This is a genomic window from Streptomyces sp. MB09-02B, from assembly GCF_033794485.1.
Taxonomy (GTDB): Bacteria; Actinomycetota; Actinomycetes; order Streptomycetales; family Streptomycetaceae; genus Streptomyces.
Genome location: NZ_JARGEE010000239.1, coordinates 1 through 14,305 on the forward strand (window position 1 = coordinate 1; position 14,305 = coordinate 14,305).

Sequence of the window (14,305 nt, forward strand, 5' to 3'; positions counted from 1 at the left end):
AGGAAGCGCGTGATGAGGGTCCGGGTGGCGGCGGGGGAGAGCAGGGTGTCGCCGGCGGCCACCGTGCGGATGCCGTCGAGGAGGACGTCCGCGGTGACGTCCTTGCCGAGGAAGCCGCTGGCACCGGAGCGCAGCGCCTGGGCCACGTACTCGTCGATCTCGAACGTCGTGAGGATCAGCACGCGGGTGTCGGCCAGCTCCTCGTCGGCACAGATCACGGCGGTCGCGGTGAGCCCGTCCGTGCCGGGCATCCGGATGTCCATGAGGACCACGTCGGGGCGGTGGACCCGGACCAGGTCGACCGCCTCCCGGCCGTCGGTGGCCTCGGCGACCACCTCCAGGTCCGGGCAGGAGTCGATGAGGATCCGGAAGGTGGCCCGCAGCAGGGCCTGGTCGTCGGCGAGCAGGACACGAATGGTCATGTGCGCTGTGCTACTTCCACTGGTCGTGGGCGGAGGGCGGAGGGCGAAGGGCCGAGGGCGAAGGGCGAAGGGCGGAGGCCAGGGGGCTTGCGGATGTCCGCGGCTCGCGGGCCCCGGGTCCGCTCGTCAGGTCGGTTCCGGGTCCGGTGCCGAAGCGGTGGAGCGGGCGGCGTACGGCCGTAGCGGCAGGCCGGTGGTGACCTCGAAGCCGCCCTCGGGACGGTGACCGGCGCTCAGACAGCCCCCGACGGACTGCGCGCGCTCGCGCATGCCGATGAGGCCGAAACCACGGCCCGGCTCGGACGTGCCCCGCGGGCGGGGTGTGCCGTCGTCGGTGACCGTGATCGTCAGGTGCGCCTCCTCGTACACGAGGCGGACCCGCGCCGCGTCCACGGCGGCGTGCTTGCTGACGTTGGTGAGGGCCTCCTGCACGATCCTGTACGCCGTCAGGTCCACGCCGGGATCCAACGGCCCCGGGACGCCGTCCGTGGTGACGGTGACCGTGAGACCGGCGGACTCGCAGGCCGCCGTGAGCTCCGGGAGCTGGTGGAGTCCGGGGGTGGGGGCCAGCGGCGCCTCGGGGTCGTCGGGCCGGCGCAGCACCCCGACCGTGCCCTTCAGCTCGCGCAGCGCCGCCGACGTGGTGGCCGTCAGCTCGGTGAGGATGCGGTGGGCCTGCTCGGGGTCGGTACGGGTGAGGTGCGCGGCGGTGCCCGCCTGGGCGTTGGCGAGGGCCAGGTGGTGGGCGACCACGTCGTGCAGATCGCGGGCGATGCGCATCCGTTCCTCGGCGACCCTCAGCCGGGCCTCCTCCTCCCGGGTGCGCTCGGCGTGCTCGGCGCGGGCCTGCATCGACTTCAGATACGCCCGCCGCGCCAGCGTCCCCCGCCCGGCGGCGAGGGGCAGCAGCAGCCAGAAGACGGGGCCGATCGTCCTGAGCACCAGCGAGAGGTGGTCCATGGAGTCGGAGAACACCGCCGCGAGGGTCATCGTCACGATGGTCGTGCAGCCGTAGACGCGGGTGGTCCTGCGGTCGGTGAGCGTGGCCAGCCAGTAGAGCGCCGCCATGATCGGGGCGAGCAGCAGGGGGGTGAGCAGATAGCCGAGGGCGACGGCGACCGTCGTGCAGATCGCGGTCACGACGAGGGCGGTGCGCGGGTGGGTGCGGTGCTTGAGCAGCGCGAGACAGGACACGCCCATGAGGGCCACTCCCACCTTGTCCTGGTCCGGGGGCTGGGCGCCGGGCAGGGTGAGCGCGCTGCCGAGGGTGGCGCAGCCCATCAGCGCGAGGGCCAGGACCAGGTCGACGAGGTGGGCGTGGCGGCCGTAGAGGCCCTCCAGACGGTCCGCGGCGTGCCGCTCCAGGGCGGAGCTCATCGGGGACTCCCCGTGCTGAGGAGGGCACTCATCGAGGAGGACGACTCCGCGGGCCGGTACGCATCTGGACGCCGCAGGACGGCACTCGTCGGGCGCCTGAGGGCGGCACTCGTCGGACTCCGCAGGACGGTACTCATCGGACTCCGCAGGGTGGTCATCGGGGCTCCGGTAGGTGGGCGGGGACCATGGTGGTGTCCACTCGATGGTCGTCGACTTCGATGGTCGTCGACTTCTGCGCGAACGGCCCCGAGGGCCGTCCGTGTCCTTCGCCACGGACGGCCCCCGGTGGGGGTGGGGCGGTCGGATCAGGTGCGGGTCACTTCCATCTCGGCCGTCGCGTCCGTCTCGGCCGGGGCCGCGTCCGTGTCGGCGCGGCGGGTCAGCGCCTCACCCTCCACATCGACGTGGGGCAGCATCCGGTCCAGCCACTTCGGCAGCCACCACGCCTTGTCGCCGAGCAGCGCCAGCACGGCCGGCACGATCGCCATCCGTACGACGAACGCGTCGAACAGGACCGCCGAGGCCAGCCCGAACCCGATCATCTTGATCATCGAGTCGCTCTCGCCGATGAACCCGGCGAAGACCGCGATCATGATCAGGGCGGCGGCCCCGACCACCCGGGCGCTGTGCCGGAAGCCACTGGTGATCGCCTCGTCGGCCCGGTCGCCGTGGACGTACGCCTCCCGCATCCGCGAGACCAGGAACACCTCGTAGTCCATGGCCAGACCGAACACGATGCCCACCAGGAAGATCGGCATCAGGCTCATGATCGGGCCGGTCTGCTCAACGCCCAGCAGCTCCGCGCCGTGGCCCTGCTGGAAGACCAGGACGACCACACCGAGCGAGGCGAGCACCGACAGCAGGAACCCGAGGGCCGCCTTGAGCGGGACCAGCAGGGAGCGGAAGACGACCAGCAGCAGGATGACGGCGAGACCGACCACGACCAGCAGATACGGGACCAGCGCGGACTGCACCTTGTCGGAGATGTCGATGTTCAGCGCGGTGGTGCCGGTGACCTCGAACGTGGCGCCCGTCTCGGACTCCAGGCCGGGCCGCTCGTCGCGGATGGTGGTCACCAGGTCCTTGGTCTTCTCGTCGGTCGGCGCGGTGGCGGGCACCGCCGAGAAGACGGCCGTGTCACCGGCCTCGTTGAAGCGCGCGGGGGAGACGGACACGACCCCTTCGGTGGCGCCGATCTCCTTGGCGATCGTGTCGGCGGCGGCCTTGGCGTCGTCGGTTCCCCTGGCGTCCACGACGATCGTCAGCGGCCCGTTGAAGCCGGGTCCGAAACCCTCGGCGAGCGCGTCGTAGGCCCGGCGCTCGGTGGTCGAGGTCGCCTTGGCCTCGTCGCCCGGCATGCCCAGCTGGAGGTCGGTCATCGGTATCGCGAGCGCGCCGAGGCCGACGACGCCGAGGATCAGCACGGGCAGCGGGCGGCGCAGTACGAACCGCGACCAGCGGGTGCCGCCGTTGTCCGCGGCGCTCTCCTCGATCCGGCCGCTCTTGCGCGCCTTGCGGGCCAGCACCGCGTTGGGCCAGCAGCCGAGGACGGCCGGGACCAGGGTCAGCGCGATCAGGACGGCCACGACGACCGCGCCCGCCGCGGCCAGCCCCATCTTGGTCAGCATCGGGATGCCGACCACGGACAGCCCGGCCAGCGCGATGACGACGGTGAGCCCGGCGAACACGACCGCCGACCCGGCCGTGCCGGTGGCGAGGGCGGTGGCCTCCTCGGGCGTACGGCCCTTGGCGCGCTCCTCGCGGTAGCGGGAGACGACGAACAGGGCGTAGTCGATGCCGACCGCGAGGCCCAGCATCATCGCGAGGGTGCCCGTCGTGGTGGACAGACCGAACGCCTCGGACAGGGCGAGGATCGACGCCATGCTGAAGCCGACGCCGACCAGCGCGGTCAGCAGCGGCAGTCCGGCGGCGGCCAGCGACCCGAAGGTGACCAGCAGCACGACGGAGGCGATGGCGACACCGATCACCTCGGCCATGCCGCCCGCGCCTCCCTGCTCGGCCATGGCGGTCCCGCCGGCCTCGACGGTCAGCCCCGAGTTCTGCGCCACGTGGAGCGCGTCCTCCAGGTGGGTCTTGCTGGCGTCGGTGAGATCGTTCGCGGTGACCTTGTAGGTGACCGTCGCGTACGCCGTGGTGCCGTCCTTGCTGACCGCCCCCGCCTGGAAGGGGTCGACGGCGCTCGCGACCTGGGAACCGTCGGCCAGATCGGCCACCGTCTCCTCCACGGCCTTCTTGTTCTCGGCGGCGGTGACCTTCTCACCGCTCGGGGCGACGAACACGACCCGGGCGGTGGCGCCGTCCGCGGTGACCCCGGGGAAGCGCTGTTCCATCAGGTCGAACGCCTTCTGGGACTCGATGCCCGGCATGGAGAACTCCTCGTCGGAGGCTCCCGGGGCCTTGAGGGCGCCGACACCGACGGCGGCCAGTACCGCCAGCCACATCAATATGACGTACCAGCGTTTGCGGAAGGCCAGCCGGCCCAGCCGATGAAGGAAGGTTGCCATGGGTCGCAGGTCTCCACGTCAGAAGTCTCGGATGTCCGCCAAGACTCCCGTCACGGGCCCTGTCCCGTCGTCGTGCGGCTGCCGACAATCGCGGGTACTCAGAACGCAGTACGCCGTCGCCGCGGGGTCACCCCGGGGTATGACCGGGGGACGGCCGGGGTAGGACGTACCGTCGGTCTACATGGTGTGCAGGGTGTCGCGGGAGGCCCTGATGAAGACCTTCAGCGCGTCCCAGAACGGCGTGTAACAGGCGTCGAAACGCGCCACGGCACCGGTGTCGCCCTCGATCATCGACTCGATCGCCTTGTGGAAGGGGTTCGTCGTCCGCCGGACGGTGTTGGCGAGGTCGGCGACCTCCTCGGGCCCCTCCAACGAGACGATCCAGGTGAGGTTGCGCAGCGTCGCGTACTCGTCCCGCTGCCGCTCACGCAGCCGCCGCAGCTCCTCCACCTGCGCCGGGCCGAGCCCGCCCTCGGCGCCCCGGACGACGTCGGACACCTTCCAGTGCACGTCGTTCAGCCGCTGTGCCTGCTCGATGAACCCCGCGTACGCCGTCCGTCGGGCCTCCCGCAGCCGCTCCACCCGCTGCGCGCCCGCCGTCGTGTCCGCCTGGATGCGCGCCGCCCGCGCGGTCCCCCGGCTCGTCACCCAACTCGCCAGCACGGCCGTGCCGGCGGTGAGCGCGGCGATCCAGAACGCGTTGTCAGCCACGGCGGGGGCCCAGCGAGCGCGCGGTGACCCCGGCGAGGTGGGCCTCGAAGACCGCGCGGGCGTCCGGCGTCAGCGTGCGCAGCGCCACCAGAGCCGTGATGACGACATCACACAGCTCCGACTGGACGTCGTCCCAGGTGTGGGTGGTGCCCTTGCGCGGGTTCTGCCCGGTCGCGCCGATCACCGCCTGCGCGACCTCGCCCACCTCCTCCTGGAGCTTCAACATCCGCAGCAGCAGGCCCTCTTGGCCGCCGTACGGCTGGTCCGCCTCCAGCCAGGCGTGCAGGCGGGTGACGGACGGCCAGAGGTCGTCGGGGGAGTGGGTCGGCTCGCTCATGGGCGCAGCTTGCCACGCCCCGGTGACAACGGTGACGACGATGGCCGATCCGCCGGAACGGCGACGCTCACTCCTCGCAGCTCACTCCCCGCAGCTCACTCCCCGCCGCTCACTCCTCGAACAACGCCTCCTGCTCGCCCTCCTTCTCCTTGCGCATCCGCTGGTTGCGCAGGCCCACGACCACCGCGGTGACCGCCGCCGTGCCGGCGAGTGCCACCGGGACCATCCAGCCCCGGTCGACGACATGGCGCAGCGCGTGGTCCAGGGAGAGACGGCCGGGCCCGGTGACGGCGAGGCCCGCGGCGGCCAGGCCCAGGGTCGCGGCGTACTCGTAGCCGCCCTCGGCGTTGAAGAACCCGTTGGGCGTGTGGATCGCCGCCGCGCCGCCCATCGCGCCCGCCGCGGCGGCACCGGCCGCGGGCGTCGCGAGGCCCAGCGCGAGCAGCGCCCCGCCGCCCGTCTCGGCGAGACCGGCGGTGGTGGCGCTGGCCTTGCCGGGCGCGTACCCGACGGACTCCATGAAGGCGCCGGTGCCCTCGATGCCGTGCCCACCGAACCAGCCGAACAGCTTCTGCGTGCCGTGCGCGGCGAGCACACCGCCCGTGCCCAGCCGCAGGAGCAGCAGTCCCAGATCACGTCGGTCGAATGAGGTCATGAAGACTCCCGGGCAGCCGGTGCGTAGGTCCCCTCCCGCGTATCCACCGTCGCACCGATCACACCTGCCCGGCCCGCGCGGGCGGCCGTTCGGGTGGCCCGGATCCACCGTTCCCGGGGGCGCGCCTCCGGTGGCGAGCCCCCGGGAACGGTGTGAGGCTGACCGCCATGACGATCGCACCCGCCAAACTCAGCGACCCGGCCGTCCGGGCCTTCGTCGCCGCGGTGAACGCCCAGGACGAGGACGCCTTCTTCGCGCTCCTCACGGAGGACGCGACGATGTCGGACGACGGCTCCGACCGCGACCTCGCGGACTGGTCCGACCGGGAGATCTTCTCCTCCCACGGCCACATCGAGGTCCAGCGCGAATCCGCGGGCGGCCGTGCGCTGGTCGCCAACTACCGCAACGACACCTGGGGCGAGATGCGCACGGCGTGGCGCTTCACGGTGTCGGAGGACGGCAAAATCAGCCGGTTCGAGACGGGCCAGGCGTAACCCGTCCCGGTCCGGGGCTTGCGTTCGAGCGCACTCCAACTCATAACGTCCGTGGGCATGGAGACGAACACGTACGCGAGGCCGTTGGGCCGCAGCGGTATCCAGGTCAGCGCCCTCGGCTTCGGCTGCTGGGCGATCGGCGGTGAGTGGCAGGCCACCGACGGACAGCCGCTGGGCTGGGGCAAGGTGGACGACGAGGAGTCCGTACGGGCGGTCCACCGCGCCCTCGACCTCGGCGTCACCTTCTTCGACACGGCCGACACCTACGGCGCCGGCCACAGCGAACGCGTCCTCGGCCGTGCCCTCGGCAAGCGCCGCGCGGACATCGTCCTGGCCACCAAGTGGGGCAACCTCTTCGACGAGGCCACCCGCACCCTCACCGGCCAGGACGACACCCCGGCCCACGCCCGCCGCGCCCTCATCGCCTCCCTGGACCGCCTCGGCACGGACCACGTCGACCTGTACCAGCTGCACCTCTCCGACGCCGACCCCGAGCGCGCGGCCGAACTCCGGGAGACCTGTGAGGAGTTCGTACGGGAGGGGCTGATCCGGGCCTACGCGTGGAGCACCGACGACCCGGAGCGCGCCGCCGTGTTCGCCGAGGGCCCGCACTGCGCGGCCGTGCAGCACCGGCTGAACATCCTCCAGGACGCGCCCGAACTCCTGGCCCTGTGCGAGGAGTCGAACCTCGCGAGCATCAACCGCAGTCCCCTGGCCATGGGCCTGCTCACCGGCAAGCACACCGGCGGGCGCGCACTGGAGGCCGGTGACATCCGCAGCACCCCGCCGGCCTGGCTGCCCGGCTTCAGCGCGGACGGCGGCGCCGACCCGGAGTGGCTCGGCCGGGTCGAGGCACTGCGCGAGATCCTCACGAGCGGGGGTCGTACGCTCGCGCAGGGCGCCCTCGCCTGGATCTGGGCCCGCAGCCCCCGGACCGTACCCATTCCCGGCTTCCGCTCGGTCGCCCAGGCCGAGGAGAACGCGGGCGCCCTGGCGAAAGGGCCGCTCACCGCGGACCAGATGGCCGAGCTCGACCGGATCCTGGGACGGTGAGGGGCCCGTACGGCGGCGGATGTCGCTGAGACCGGCACTGTGGTGGCAGCCGTTCCGTGCTCCGGTGCTTACCTCGCGGTCCCACGCGAGGTCCGCCCCCTTCCGGACCGCGGAACGGCTGCCGCCTCCCCCTCGGGTTGGCCACGGAAGCCGTCGCCTCCAAGTGTGAAGCTCTCGTGGAGGCGCGTCCTGAGCATATGACTGTCACGTGCTCTTATGGACCGGAGCTTCAGCTTCCGTTTGTGCAGGTTGAGTCATGGACGAGTGCCGTGTACACCCGTGTCGGCTGTCTCAGCCCCGCCCCACGTACGGCATTGTCGTCGCCATCACCGTCGCGAACTGCACATTCGCCTCCAGCGGCAGCTCCGCCATGTGGCGCACGGTCCGGGCGACGTCCGTCACGTCCATCACCGGCTCCGGCACGAGCTGCCCGTTCGCCTGGAGCACTCCGCTCGCCATGCGCTCGGTCATGTCCGTCGCCGCGTTGCCGATGTCGATCTGGCCGACCGCGATGCCGTACGGCCGACCGTCCAGCGAGAGCGACTTGGTGAGGCCGGTCAGGGCGTGCTTGGTCGCGGTGTAGGCGACGGAGTGCGGGCGGGGCGTGTGCGCGGAGATGGAGCCGTTGTTGATGATCCGCCCGCCCTGCGGGTCCTGCTCCTTCATCTGCCGGTACGCGGCCTGCGCGCACAGGAACGCCCCGTTGAGGTTGGTGTCCACGACGTGCCGCCAGGCCGCGTAGTCCAGCTCCTCCACCGGCACCCCGCCCGGACCGAACGTGCCCGCGTTGTTGAACAGCAGGTCCAGCCGGCCGAACCGGTCGCGCACGGCGGCGAGGAGCGCGTCCACGTCACCGGGGCGCGAGACGTCCGTACGGACGCACAGCGCGTCGGGGGTCTTCGCGTCCGCCCCGGCCTCGGCCCCGGCCCCTGCCTCGGCGGCCGTCTCGGCGAGCTTGTCCTCGCGGCGGCCCGCGAGCGCCACCGACCAGCCGGTGCGCAGCAGTTCCACGGCCACGGCGCGGCCGATGCCGGAGCCCGCGCCCGTCACGATCGCGATCTTGGTTCGCATAGCGTTCATGGCCCCGCAGCGTAAAGGAGGGGAGTGCGCCCGGCCGCGCACGAAGGGTCCGCCATCCGGAACTCATCCGTCCGCCATCTGGGTGTTGTGTACGTGACAGAAGATCGTCGACCCTGGCCACTCCAATGCCGATAGACAACTACCGTCAGACGAGGGCCAGATGACACCCACAGCCCAGAACGCCCGGAACTCCCAGTGGTCGACGCCGTCCCGTTCGTCGCACGCGGCCGAACTACGAGCCGCCGCCCGCCACTTCGACCGCCGCCGCTTCCTCACCGTCACCGGCGCCGCCGCCGCGCTCGCCTTCGCCACCAACCTCCCCGCGGCCGGCGCCGCGGCCGCCGCCACGTTCGACGCGCGGCGCATCACCGAGGACCCCTTCACCCTCGGCGTGGCCTCCGGCGACCCGCTGTCCACCTCCGTGCTCCTGTGGACCCGGCTCGCCCCGGCCCCGTACCAGCCGGACGGCGGTCTGCCCGCCGAACGCATCGCCGTGCACTGGGAGTTGGCCCATGACGAGAGATTCCGACGGATCGTCAGACGCGGCACCGCCACCGCCCACCCCGAGTTCCACCACACCGTCCACATCGAGGTCGACTTCCTCGCCCCCGGCCGCGTCTACTACTACCGCTTCCGCGCCGGCACCTGGATCAGCGAGACCGGCCGCACCCGCACCGCCCCCGGCCGCGCCCACCTGACCGGCGCCACCGGCCTCACCTTCGCGGCCGTCTCCTGCCAGCGCTACGACCAGGGCTACTACACCGCCTACCGGCACCTGGCCGACGAGGACATCGATGTCGTCCTCCACCTCGGTGACTACCTCTACGAGTACGCCGTCAACTCCGTCGGCGGCGCCCGCAACTACACCGACCGCGTCCTGCCCGACGTCTTCAACCACGAGACGGTCACCCTGGAGGACTACCGGCTGCGGTACGCCCTCCACAAGACCGACCCCGACCAGCGGGCCGCCCACGCCGCGCATCCCTTCGTCGTCACCTGGGACGACCACGAGACCGAGAACAACTACGCGGGCGAGAACCCCGACGGCGGCGAGCCCTCCGAGGAGTTCCTGCTGCGCCGCGCCGCCGCCTACCGCGCGTACTGGGAGAACCAGCCGCTGCGCCGCCCCCAGCGCCCCGACGGGCCCGACATGAGGCTCTACCGCCGCTTCCGGTGGGGCCGCCTCGCCCAGTTCGACATACTCGACACCCGCCAGTACCGCTCCAACCAGGCGCAGGGCGACGGCTGGCAGATCCCCGGCCCGGAGTCCGCCGACCCCGCCCGCACGATGACCGGCGCCACGCAGGAACGCTGGCTCCTCGACGGCTGGGACCGGTCCGACGCCGTCTGGAACGTCCTCCCCCAGCAGGTCACGTTCTCCCAGCGCCGCAACGCCGTCGGCGACGTCTACCGGGTGGCGATGGACGCCTGGGACGGCTACACCGCCTCCCGCGAACGCCTCCTCGCCGGCGCGGAGGCCGCCGGCATCGAGAACCTGATGGTCCTCACCGGCGACGTCCACGTCGGCTACGCCTTCGACATCAAGCGCGACTTCGACGACCGCTCGTCCCGGACCGTCGGCACGGAGCTCGTCGCCACCTCCGTCAGCAGCGGCGGCAACGGCTCCGACAAGCCCGCGAACTGGGACACCTACATGACCGCCAACCCCCACATGCGCTTCTACAACGGCCGACGGGGCTACCTCACGGTCGTCCTCGACCGCGAGGTGGCCCGCGCCGACTTCAAGGCCGTGCCCTACGTGACGACACCCGGGGCCGGGATCTCCACGGTCGCCTCGTTCGCGGTGGAGGCGGGCAACCCGGGGCTCACGCCGGCGTAGTCACCAGCGCGTCGCCCCGACGATCGTCCTCGCCGGGATAACGCACCCCGATACGGTCGCGGATCGCGTCCAGGGTGCGCATCACGGCGAGGGTGCCGTCGAGGGGGACGAGCGGGGACTCGGTCTCGCCGGCGCGCAGGGCCCGCATGACCTCCCGGGCCTCGTGACGGAGGCTGTTGCGGGGCCCGTCGGCAGGGTCCGCGGTGAAGACCTCCGGCTCGCGGCCCACCCGGTGCAGGACGAAACGGTCCGCGAAGAAGAAGCCGTCCGGGATGTCGATCCGGCCCTCGGAGCCGGTGACCGACGCGGTGGTCGCGGTGCCGCCGACGATGGAGCAGTGCACCGAGGCGAGGGCGCCGCTCTCCCAGGAGAGCAGGGCGCCCGTCTGGAGGTCGATGCCCTCCTCGGAGAGCACCGACTTCGCCGTGACGTCCGAGGGCTCCCCCAGCAGCAGGTGCGCGAAGGAGATCGGGTACACCCCCAGGTCGAGCAGCGCGCCCCCGCCCTGCGCCGGGTCCCGCAGCCGGTGCGACGGCGCGACGGGCCCGAGGATGCCGAAGTCGGCGTGCACGGTCCGCACCTCACCGATCGCGCCGTCCCGCACCATCGCCGCGAGCCGGCGCACCACCGGGTTGCAGTACGTCCACATGGCCTCCATCAGGAACCGGCCGCGCTCCCGCGCCAGCGCGACCAGTTCCTCCGCCTCGCGCACGTTCAGCGTGAACGGCTTCTCGCACAGCACGTTCCGCCCGGCCTCCAGGCACATCCCGGCGGCCGCCCGGTGCGCCGAGTGCGGTGTGGCGACGTACACCACATCCACGTCCGCGTCCTCGGCGAGCGCCCGCCAGTCGCCGTACGCCCTGGGTATCCCGAACCGTTCCGCGAAGGCCTTGGCGGAGTCCTCGCTGCGCGAGGCCACCGCCACGACCTCGGCGTCCGGCAGGTCGACGAGGTCGGCCGTGAAGGCCGCGGCGATCCCTCCGGTCGCCAGGATCCCCCACCGCACACGTCCGTCGTTCGACATCGCCACCCCTGTCCTCGGCCCCGGGGCGGGAATGTGACCCCACCCACGTCGTACGAGCTGAGAGCATAGGTGGCGGAACGAACGGAGAGGGAGGGGCACATGCCCGAGGGGCACATACCCGGCTCGGCACCGGCCGAGTCGAACACGGTGGCGGAACGGCAAGGACAGCCAGGGGCGCGGGTACAGCCCGGGGTGGCAGGACAGTCCGGTTCGTCAGGGCAGCCCGGGGTGCCAGGACGGCCCGGGGCGTCAGGACAGCCCGGGGCGTCAGGACAGCCGAAGCCGCAGACGAAGCCCGGCTCCGCCGCCCTCCGCCGCACCGGCCTCCTCGTCACCCTCATCCTCGGTGGGCTCACCGCCACCCCGCCCCTCGCGATGGACATGTACCTCCCGGCCCTGCCGGAGGTCACCACCTCCCTCCACGCCCCCGCCACCACCGTCCAGCTCACCCTCACCGCCTGCCTCGCCGGCATGGCGCTCGGCCAGCTGCTGATCGGCCCGATGAGCGACCGCTGGGGCCGCAGGCGCCCCCTCCTGCTCGGCCTCGCCGTCTACATCGTCGCCACCGCGCTCTGCGCCCTCGCGCCCACCATCGAGACCCTCATCGCCTTCCGCGTGGTGCAGGGCCTCGCCGGTTCGGCCGGGATCGTGATCGCGCGGGCGGTCGTCCGCGACCTGTACGACGGCGACGCGATGGCCCGGTTCTTCTCGACGCTGATGCTGGTCTCCGGGGTGGCCCCGATCATCGCGCCGCTGCTCGGCGGCCAGATCCTCCGCGTCACCGACTGGCGGGGGGTGTTCGTCGTCCTCACCGCCATCGGCATCGCCCTGCTCGCGGTCGTCTGGGCGAAGCTCCCCGAGACGCTCACCACCGCCGAACGCCACGGCGGCGGCATCGGCGAGACGCTGCACGCCATGCGCGGCCTGCTCACCGACCGGGTCTTCATGGGCTACACGCTCGCCGGCGGCTTCGCCTTCGCCGCCCTCTTCGCGTACATCAGCGCCTCCCCGTTCGTGATCCAGGAGATCTACGGCGCCTCCCCGCAGACCTTCAGCCTGCTCTTCGGCGTCAACTCCGTCGGCCTCGTCATCGTCGGCCAGATCAACGGCAAGATCCTGGTCGGCCGGGTCAGCCTGGACAAGGTGTTCGCGGTGGGCCTGAGCATCGTCGCCGTCTCCGCGACCGCGCTGCTGCTGATGTCCCTCGGCGTCTTCGGCGAGGTCGGCCTCGCCCCGGTGTCGGCGGCCCTCTTCGTGCTGATGTCCGCGATGGGCGTCACCCTGCCCAACACCCAGGCCCTCGCCCTGATGCGGGTACGCCACGCGGCGGGTTCCGCGTCGGCCCTGCTGGGTACCTCGTCCTTCCTGATCGGCGCGATAGCGTCCCCCCTGGTCGGCGTCGCGGGCGAGGACACGGCCGTCCCCATGGCCGTCGTCCAACTCGCCGCGACACTGGTGGCCGCGGTCTGCTTCGTGGCACTGTGCCGTCCTTGGAACAGGCGTACGACGGTGGGTACTTCGACTTCGACGGGTACTTCGACAGGCACGACAGTGGAGGGAGCGGAGAGCTGAGCGCGCCGAGACTGCGCACGGACACCCCGGAACGGGCCGGACTCGACCCCGAGGAACTGCGCCATCTCAGGCGAGAGGTGCGCGCGCTGACGGAGGGCGACAGCCCGCGGGCCCCCGCCGCCGTCGTCCTCGCCGGCCGCGGCCCCGTCGTCGCCGTCGAGGAGGCCGCGGGCTGGGCCGTCCGCTACGAGGCCCACGACGAACGCGCCGACACCGGAGTGGAGCTGCCGCCCGACTCCCGGGTCCCGGCGCGGCCGGACACCCCCTTCGACCTGGCCTCCCTCACCAAGCTCCTCACCGCCGTGGCCGCCGTCCAGCAACTGGAGCGCGGCACCCTCGGCATCGACGCGAAGGTGGCGGCGTACCTCCCCGACTTCACGGGCGCCGCCGCGCACGGCCTCACCGTCCGCCACCTCCTCACCCACACCTCCGGGCTGCGCCCCGAACTCCCGCTGTACGACTGCCCGTCGCCGGAGGCCCGGCTCGCCATGCTCCGCGCGGAGGCCCCGACGGCGCCCCCGGGCACGGCCCACCTCTACTCCGACCTGAACCTGCTGCTCCTCCAGCACGTCCTGGAACGCCTCACCGGCCGGACCCTCGACGTGCTGATCCGCGACGGCATCACCCACCCCCTCGGCATGGCGTCGACGACCTTCGGCCCCTGCCCGGCCGCCGCGGCGACGGAGGACCAGCGCCGGCCCTGGGCGAAGGCGGACCGCGGCATGGTCCGCGGTGTGGTCCACGACGAGAACGCCTGGTCCCTCGGCGGTGTCGCCGGCCACGCGGGTCTCTTCTCCACCGCCCGCGACCTCGCCGTCTTCTGCCGCACCCTGCTGGCCGGCGGCTCCTACGGCCCCGCCCGCATACTCGGCCCCGACTTCGTCGAGCTGATGCTCACCCCGCCGGGCCTCGGCTTCGCACTCGACCAGCCCTGGTTCATGGGCGAACTGGCGGGCCGGGGAGCGGCCGGCCACACCGGCTTCACGGGCACGTCCCTGGTCCTGGACCGCGCGACGGACACCTTCCTCATCCTCCTCACCAACGCGGTCCACCCCCGCCGCCGCGACCCCATCAACAGGGCCCGGGCGGCGGCGGGGGTGGCCCGCGTGGTGGTGGGGGTGAGGACAGGTTCCGATCGCCCCTGCCCCTATACAACTTTTCTATCCCCACGACAAAGACACAATCCCGTAGCCTCTCTTGTACGTAACAAAAAAC

12 protein-coding genes and 1 pseudogene are annotated in these 14,305 nt (G+C 72.2%); 5 read left to right on the forward strand and 8 right to left on the reverse strand.

Translation table 11 applies throughout. The features are described 5' to 3' along the window. The 6 genes from P1P70_RS28150 to P1P70_RS28175 form a co-directional block, all read right to left on the reverse strand. A partial coding sequence (locus tag P1P70_RS28150; RefSeq protein ID WP_319242556.1) for a response regulator transcription factor occupies positions 1-422 on the reverse strand: 422 nt, incomplete at its 3' end. A 126-nt stretch (positions 423-548) separates the two neighbouring features. Further along, positions 549-1,799, reverse strand: coding sequence for a sensor histidine kinase (locus tag P1P70_RS28155; protein WP_319242558.1), 1,251 nt, complete (start codon positions 1,797-1,799; stop codon positions 549-551). A gap of 305 nt (positions 1,800-2,104) precedes the next feature. Further along, positions 2,105-4,324: an MMPL family transporter gene (locus tag P1P70_RS28160; protein ID WP_319242560.1), complete on the reverse strand. Its 2,220-nt coding sequence runs from the start codon at positions 4,322-4,324 to the stop codon at positions 2,105-2,107. Positions 4,325-4,501: 177 nt separating this feature from the next. Next, the gene (locus tag P1P70_RS28165) at positions 4,502-5,035 is read right to left on the reverse strand and encodes a hypothetical protein (RefSeq protein ID WP_319242562.1); all 534 of its coding nucleotides are present in this window, start codon (positions 5,033-5,035) and stop codon (positions 4,502-4,504) included. Further along, positions 5,028-5,372, reverse strand: coding sequence for a MazG-like family protein (locus P1P70_RS28170; protein WP_319242564.1), 345 nt, complete (start codon positions 5,370-5,372; stop codon positions 5,028-5,030). Before P1P70_RS28170 ends, P1P70_RS28165 begins: the two co-directional genes overlap by 8 nt. A gap of 109 nt (positions 5,373-5,481) precedes the next feature. Continuing rightward, a complete protein-coding gene (locus tag P1P70_RS28175; RefSeq protein WP_319242567.1) occupies positions 5,482-6,027 on the reverse strand; it encodes a DoxX family protein in 546 nt (181 codons plus the stop codon). Positions 6,028-6,194: 167 nt separating this feature from the next. On the opposite strand from P1P70_RS28175, the gene P1P70_RS28180 reads away from it, so the two are divergent. After that, complete coding sequence (locus P1P70_RS28180; RefSeq protein WP_319242569.1) at positions 6,195-6,521, forward strand: nuclear transport factor 2 family protein; 327 nt, start codon at positions 6,195-6,197, stop codon at positions 6,519-6,521. Between the two features lie 57 nt (positions 6,522-6,578). After that, positions 6,579-7,574 carry an aldo/keto reductase gene (locus P1P70_RS28185; protein WP_319242571.1) on the forward strand — a complete coding sequence of 332 codons (996 nt, stop codon included), beginning with the start codon at positions 6,579-6,581 and terminating at the stop codon, positions 7,572-7,574. 291 nt (positions 7,575-7,865) lie between these two features. Here the strand turns inward: P1P70_RS28185 and P1P70_RS28190 are convergent, their stop codons facing one another. Then, complete coding sequence (locus P1P70_RS28190) at positions 7,866-8,654, reverse strand: SDR family oxidoreductase (protein ID WP_319242573.1); 789 nt, start codon at positions 8,652-8,654, stop codon at positions 7,866-7,868. A 160-nt stretch (positions 8,655-8,814) separates the two neighbouring features. On the opposite strand from P1P70_RS28190, the gene P1P70_RS28195 reads away from it, so the two are divergent. Continuing rightward, a complete protein-coding gene (locus tag P1P70_RS28195) occupies positions 8,815-10,494 on the forward strand; it encodes an alkaline phosphatase D family protein (protein ID WP_319242575.1) in 1,680 nt (559 codons plus the stop codon). Here P1P70_RS28195 and P1P70_RS28200 read toward each other — a convergent pair. Next, positions 10,481-11,518, reverse strand: a complete 1,038-nt coding sequence (locus tag P1P70_RS28200; RefSeq protein ID WP_319242577.1) for a Gfo/Idh/MocA family oxidoreductase — start codon at positions 11,516-11,518, stop codon at positions 10,481-10,483. The two genes, P1P70_RS28195 and P1P70_RS28200, sit on opposite strands and share 14 nt — an antisense overlap. A 99-nt stretch (positions 11,519-11,617) precedes the next feature. Between P1P70_RS28200 and P1P70_RS28205 the strand changes: the two genes are divergently transcribed. Next, entirely contained in the window at positions 11,618-13,090 is a 1,473-nt protein-coding gene (locus P1P70_RS28205) for a Bcr/CflA family efflux MFS transporter (RefSeq protein ID WP_319242579.1), read from the forward strand. Beyond that, positions 13,087-14,211, forward strand: a pseudogene (locus P1P70_RS28210) (serine hydrolase domain-containing protein); the annotation flags it as partial. The gene P1P70_RS28205 and the pseudogene P1P70_RS28210, both read left to right, overlap by 4 nt. Positions 14,212-14,305 lie beyond the last annotated feature (94 nt).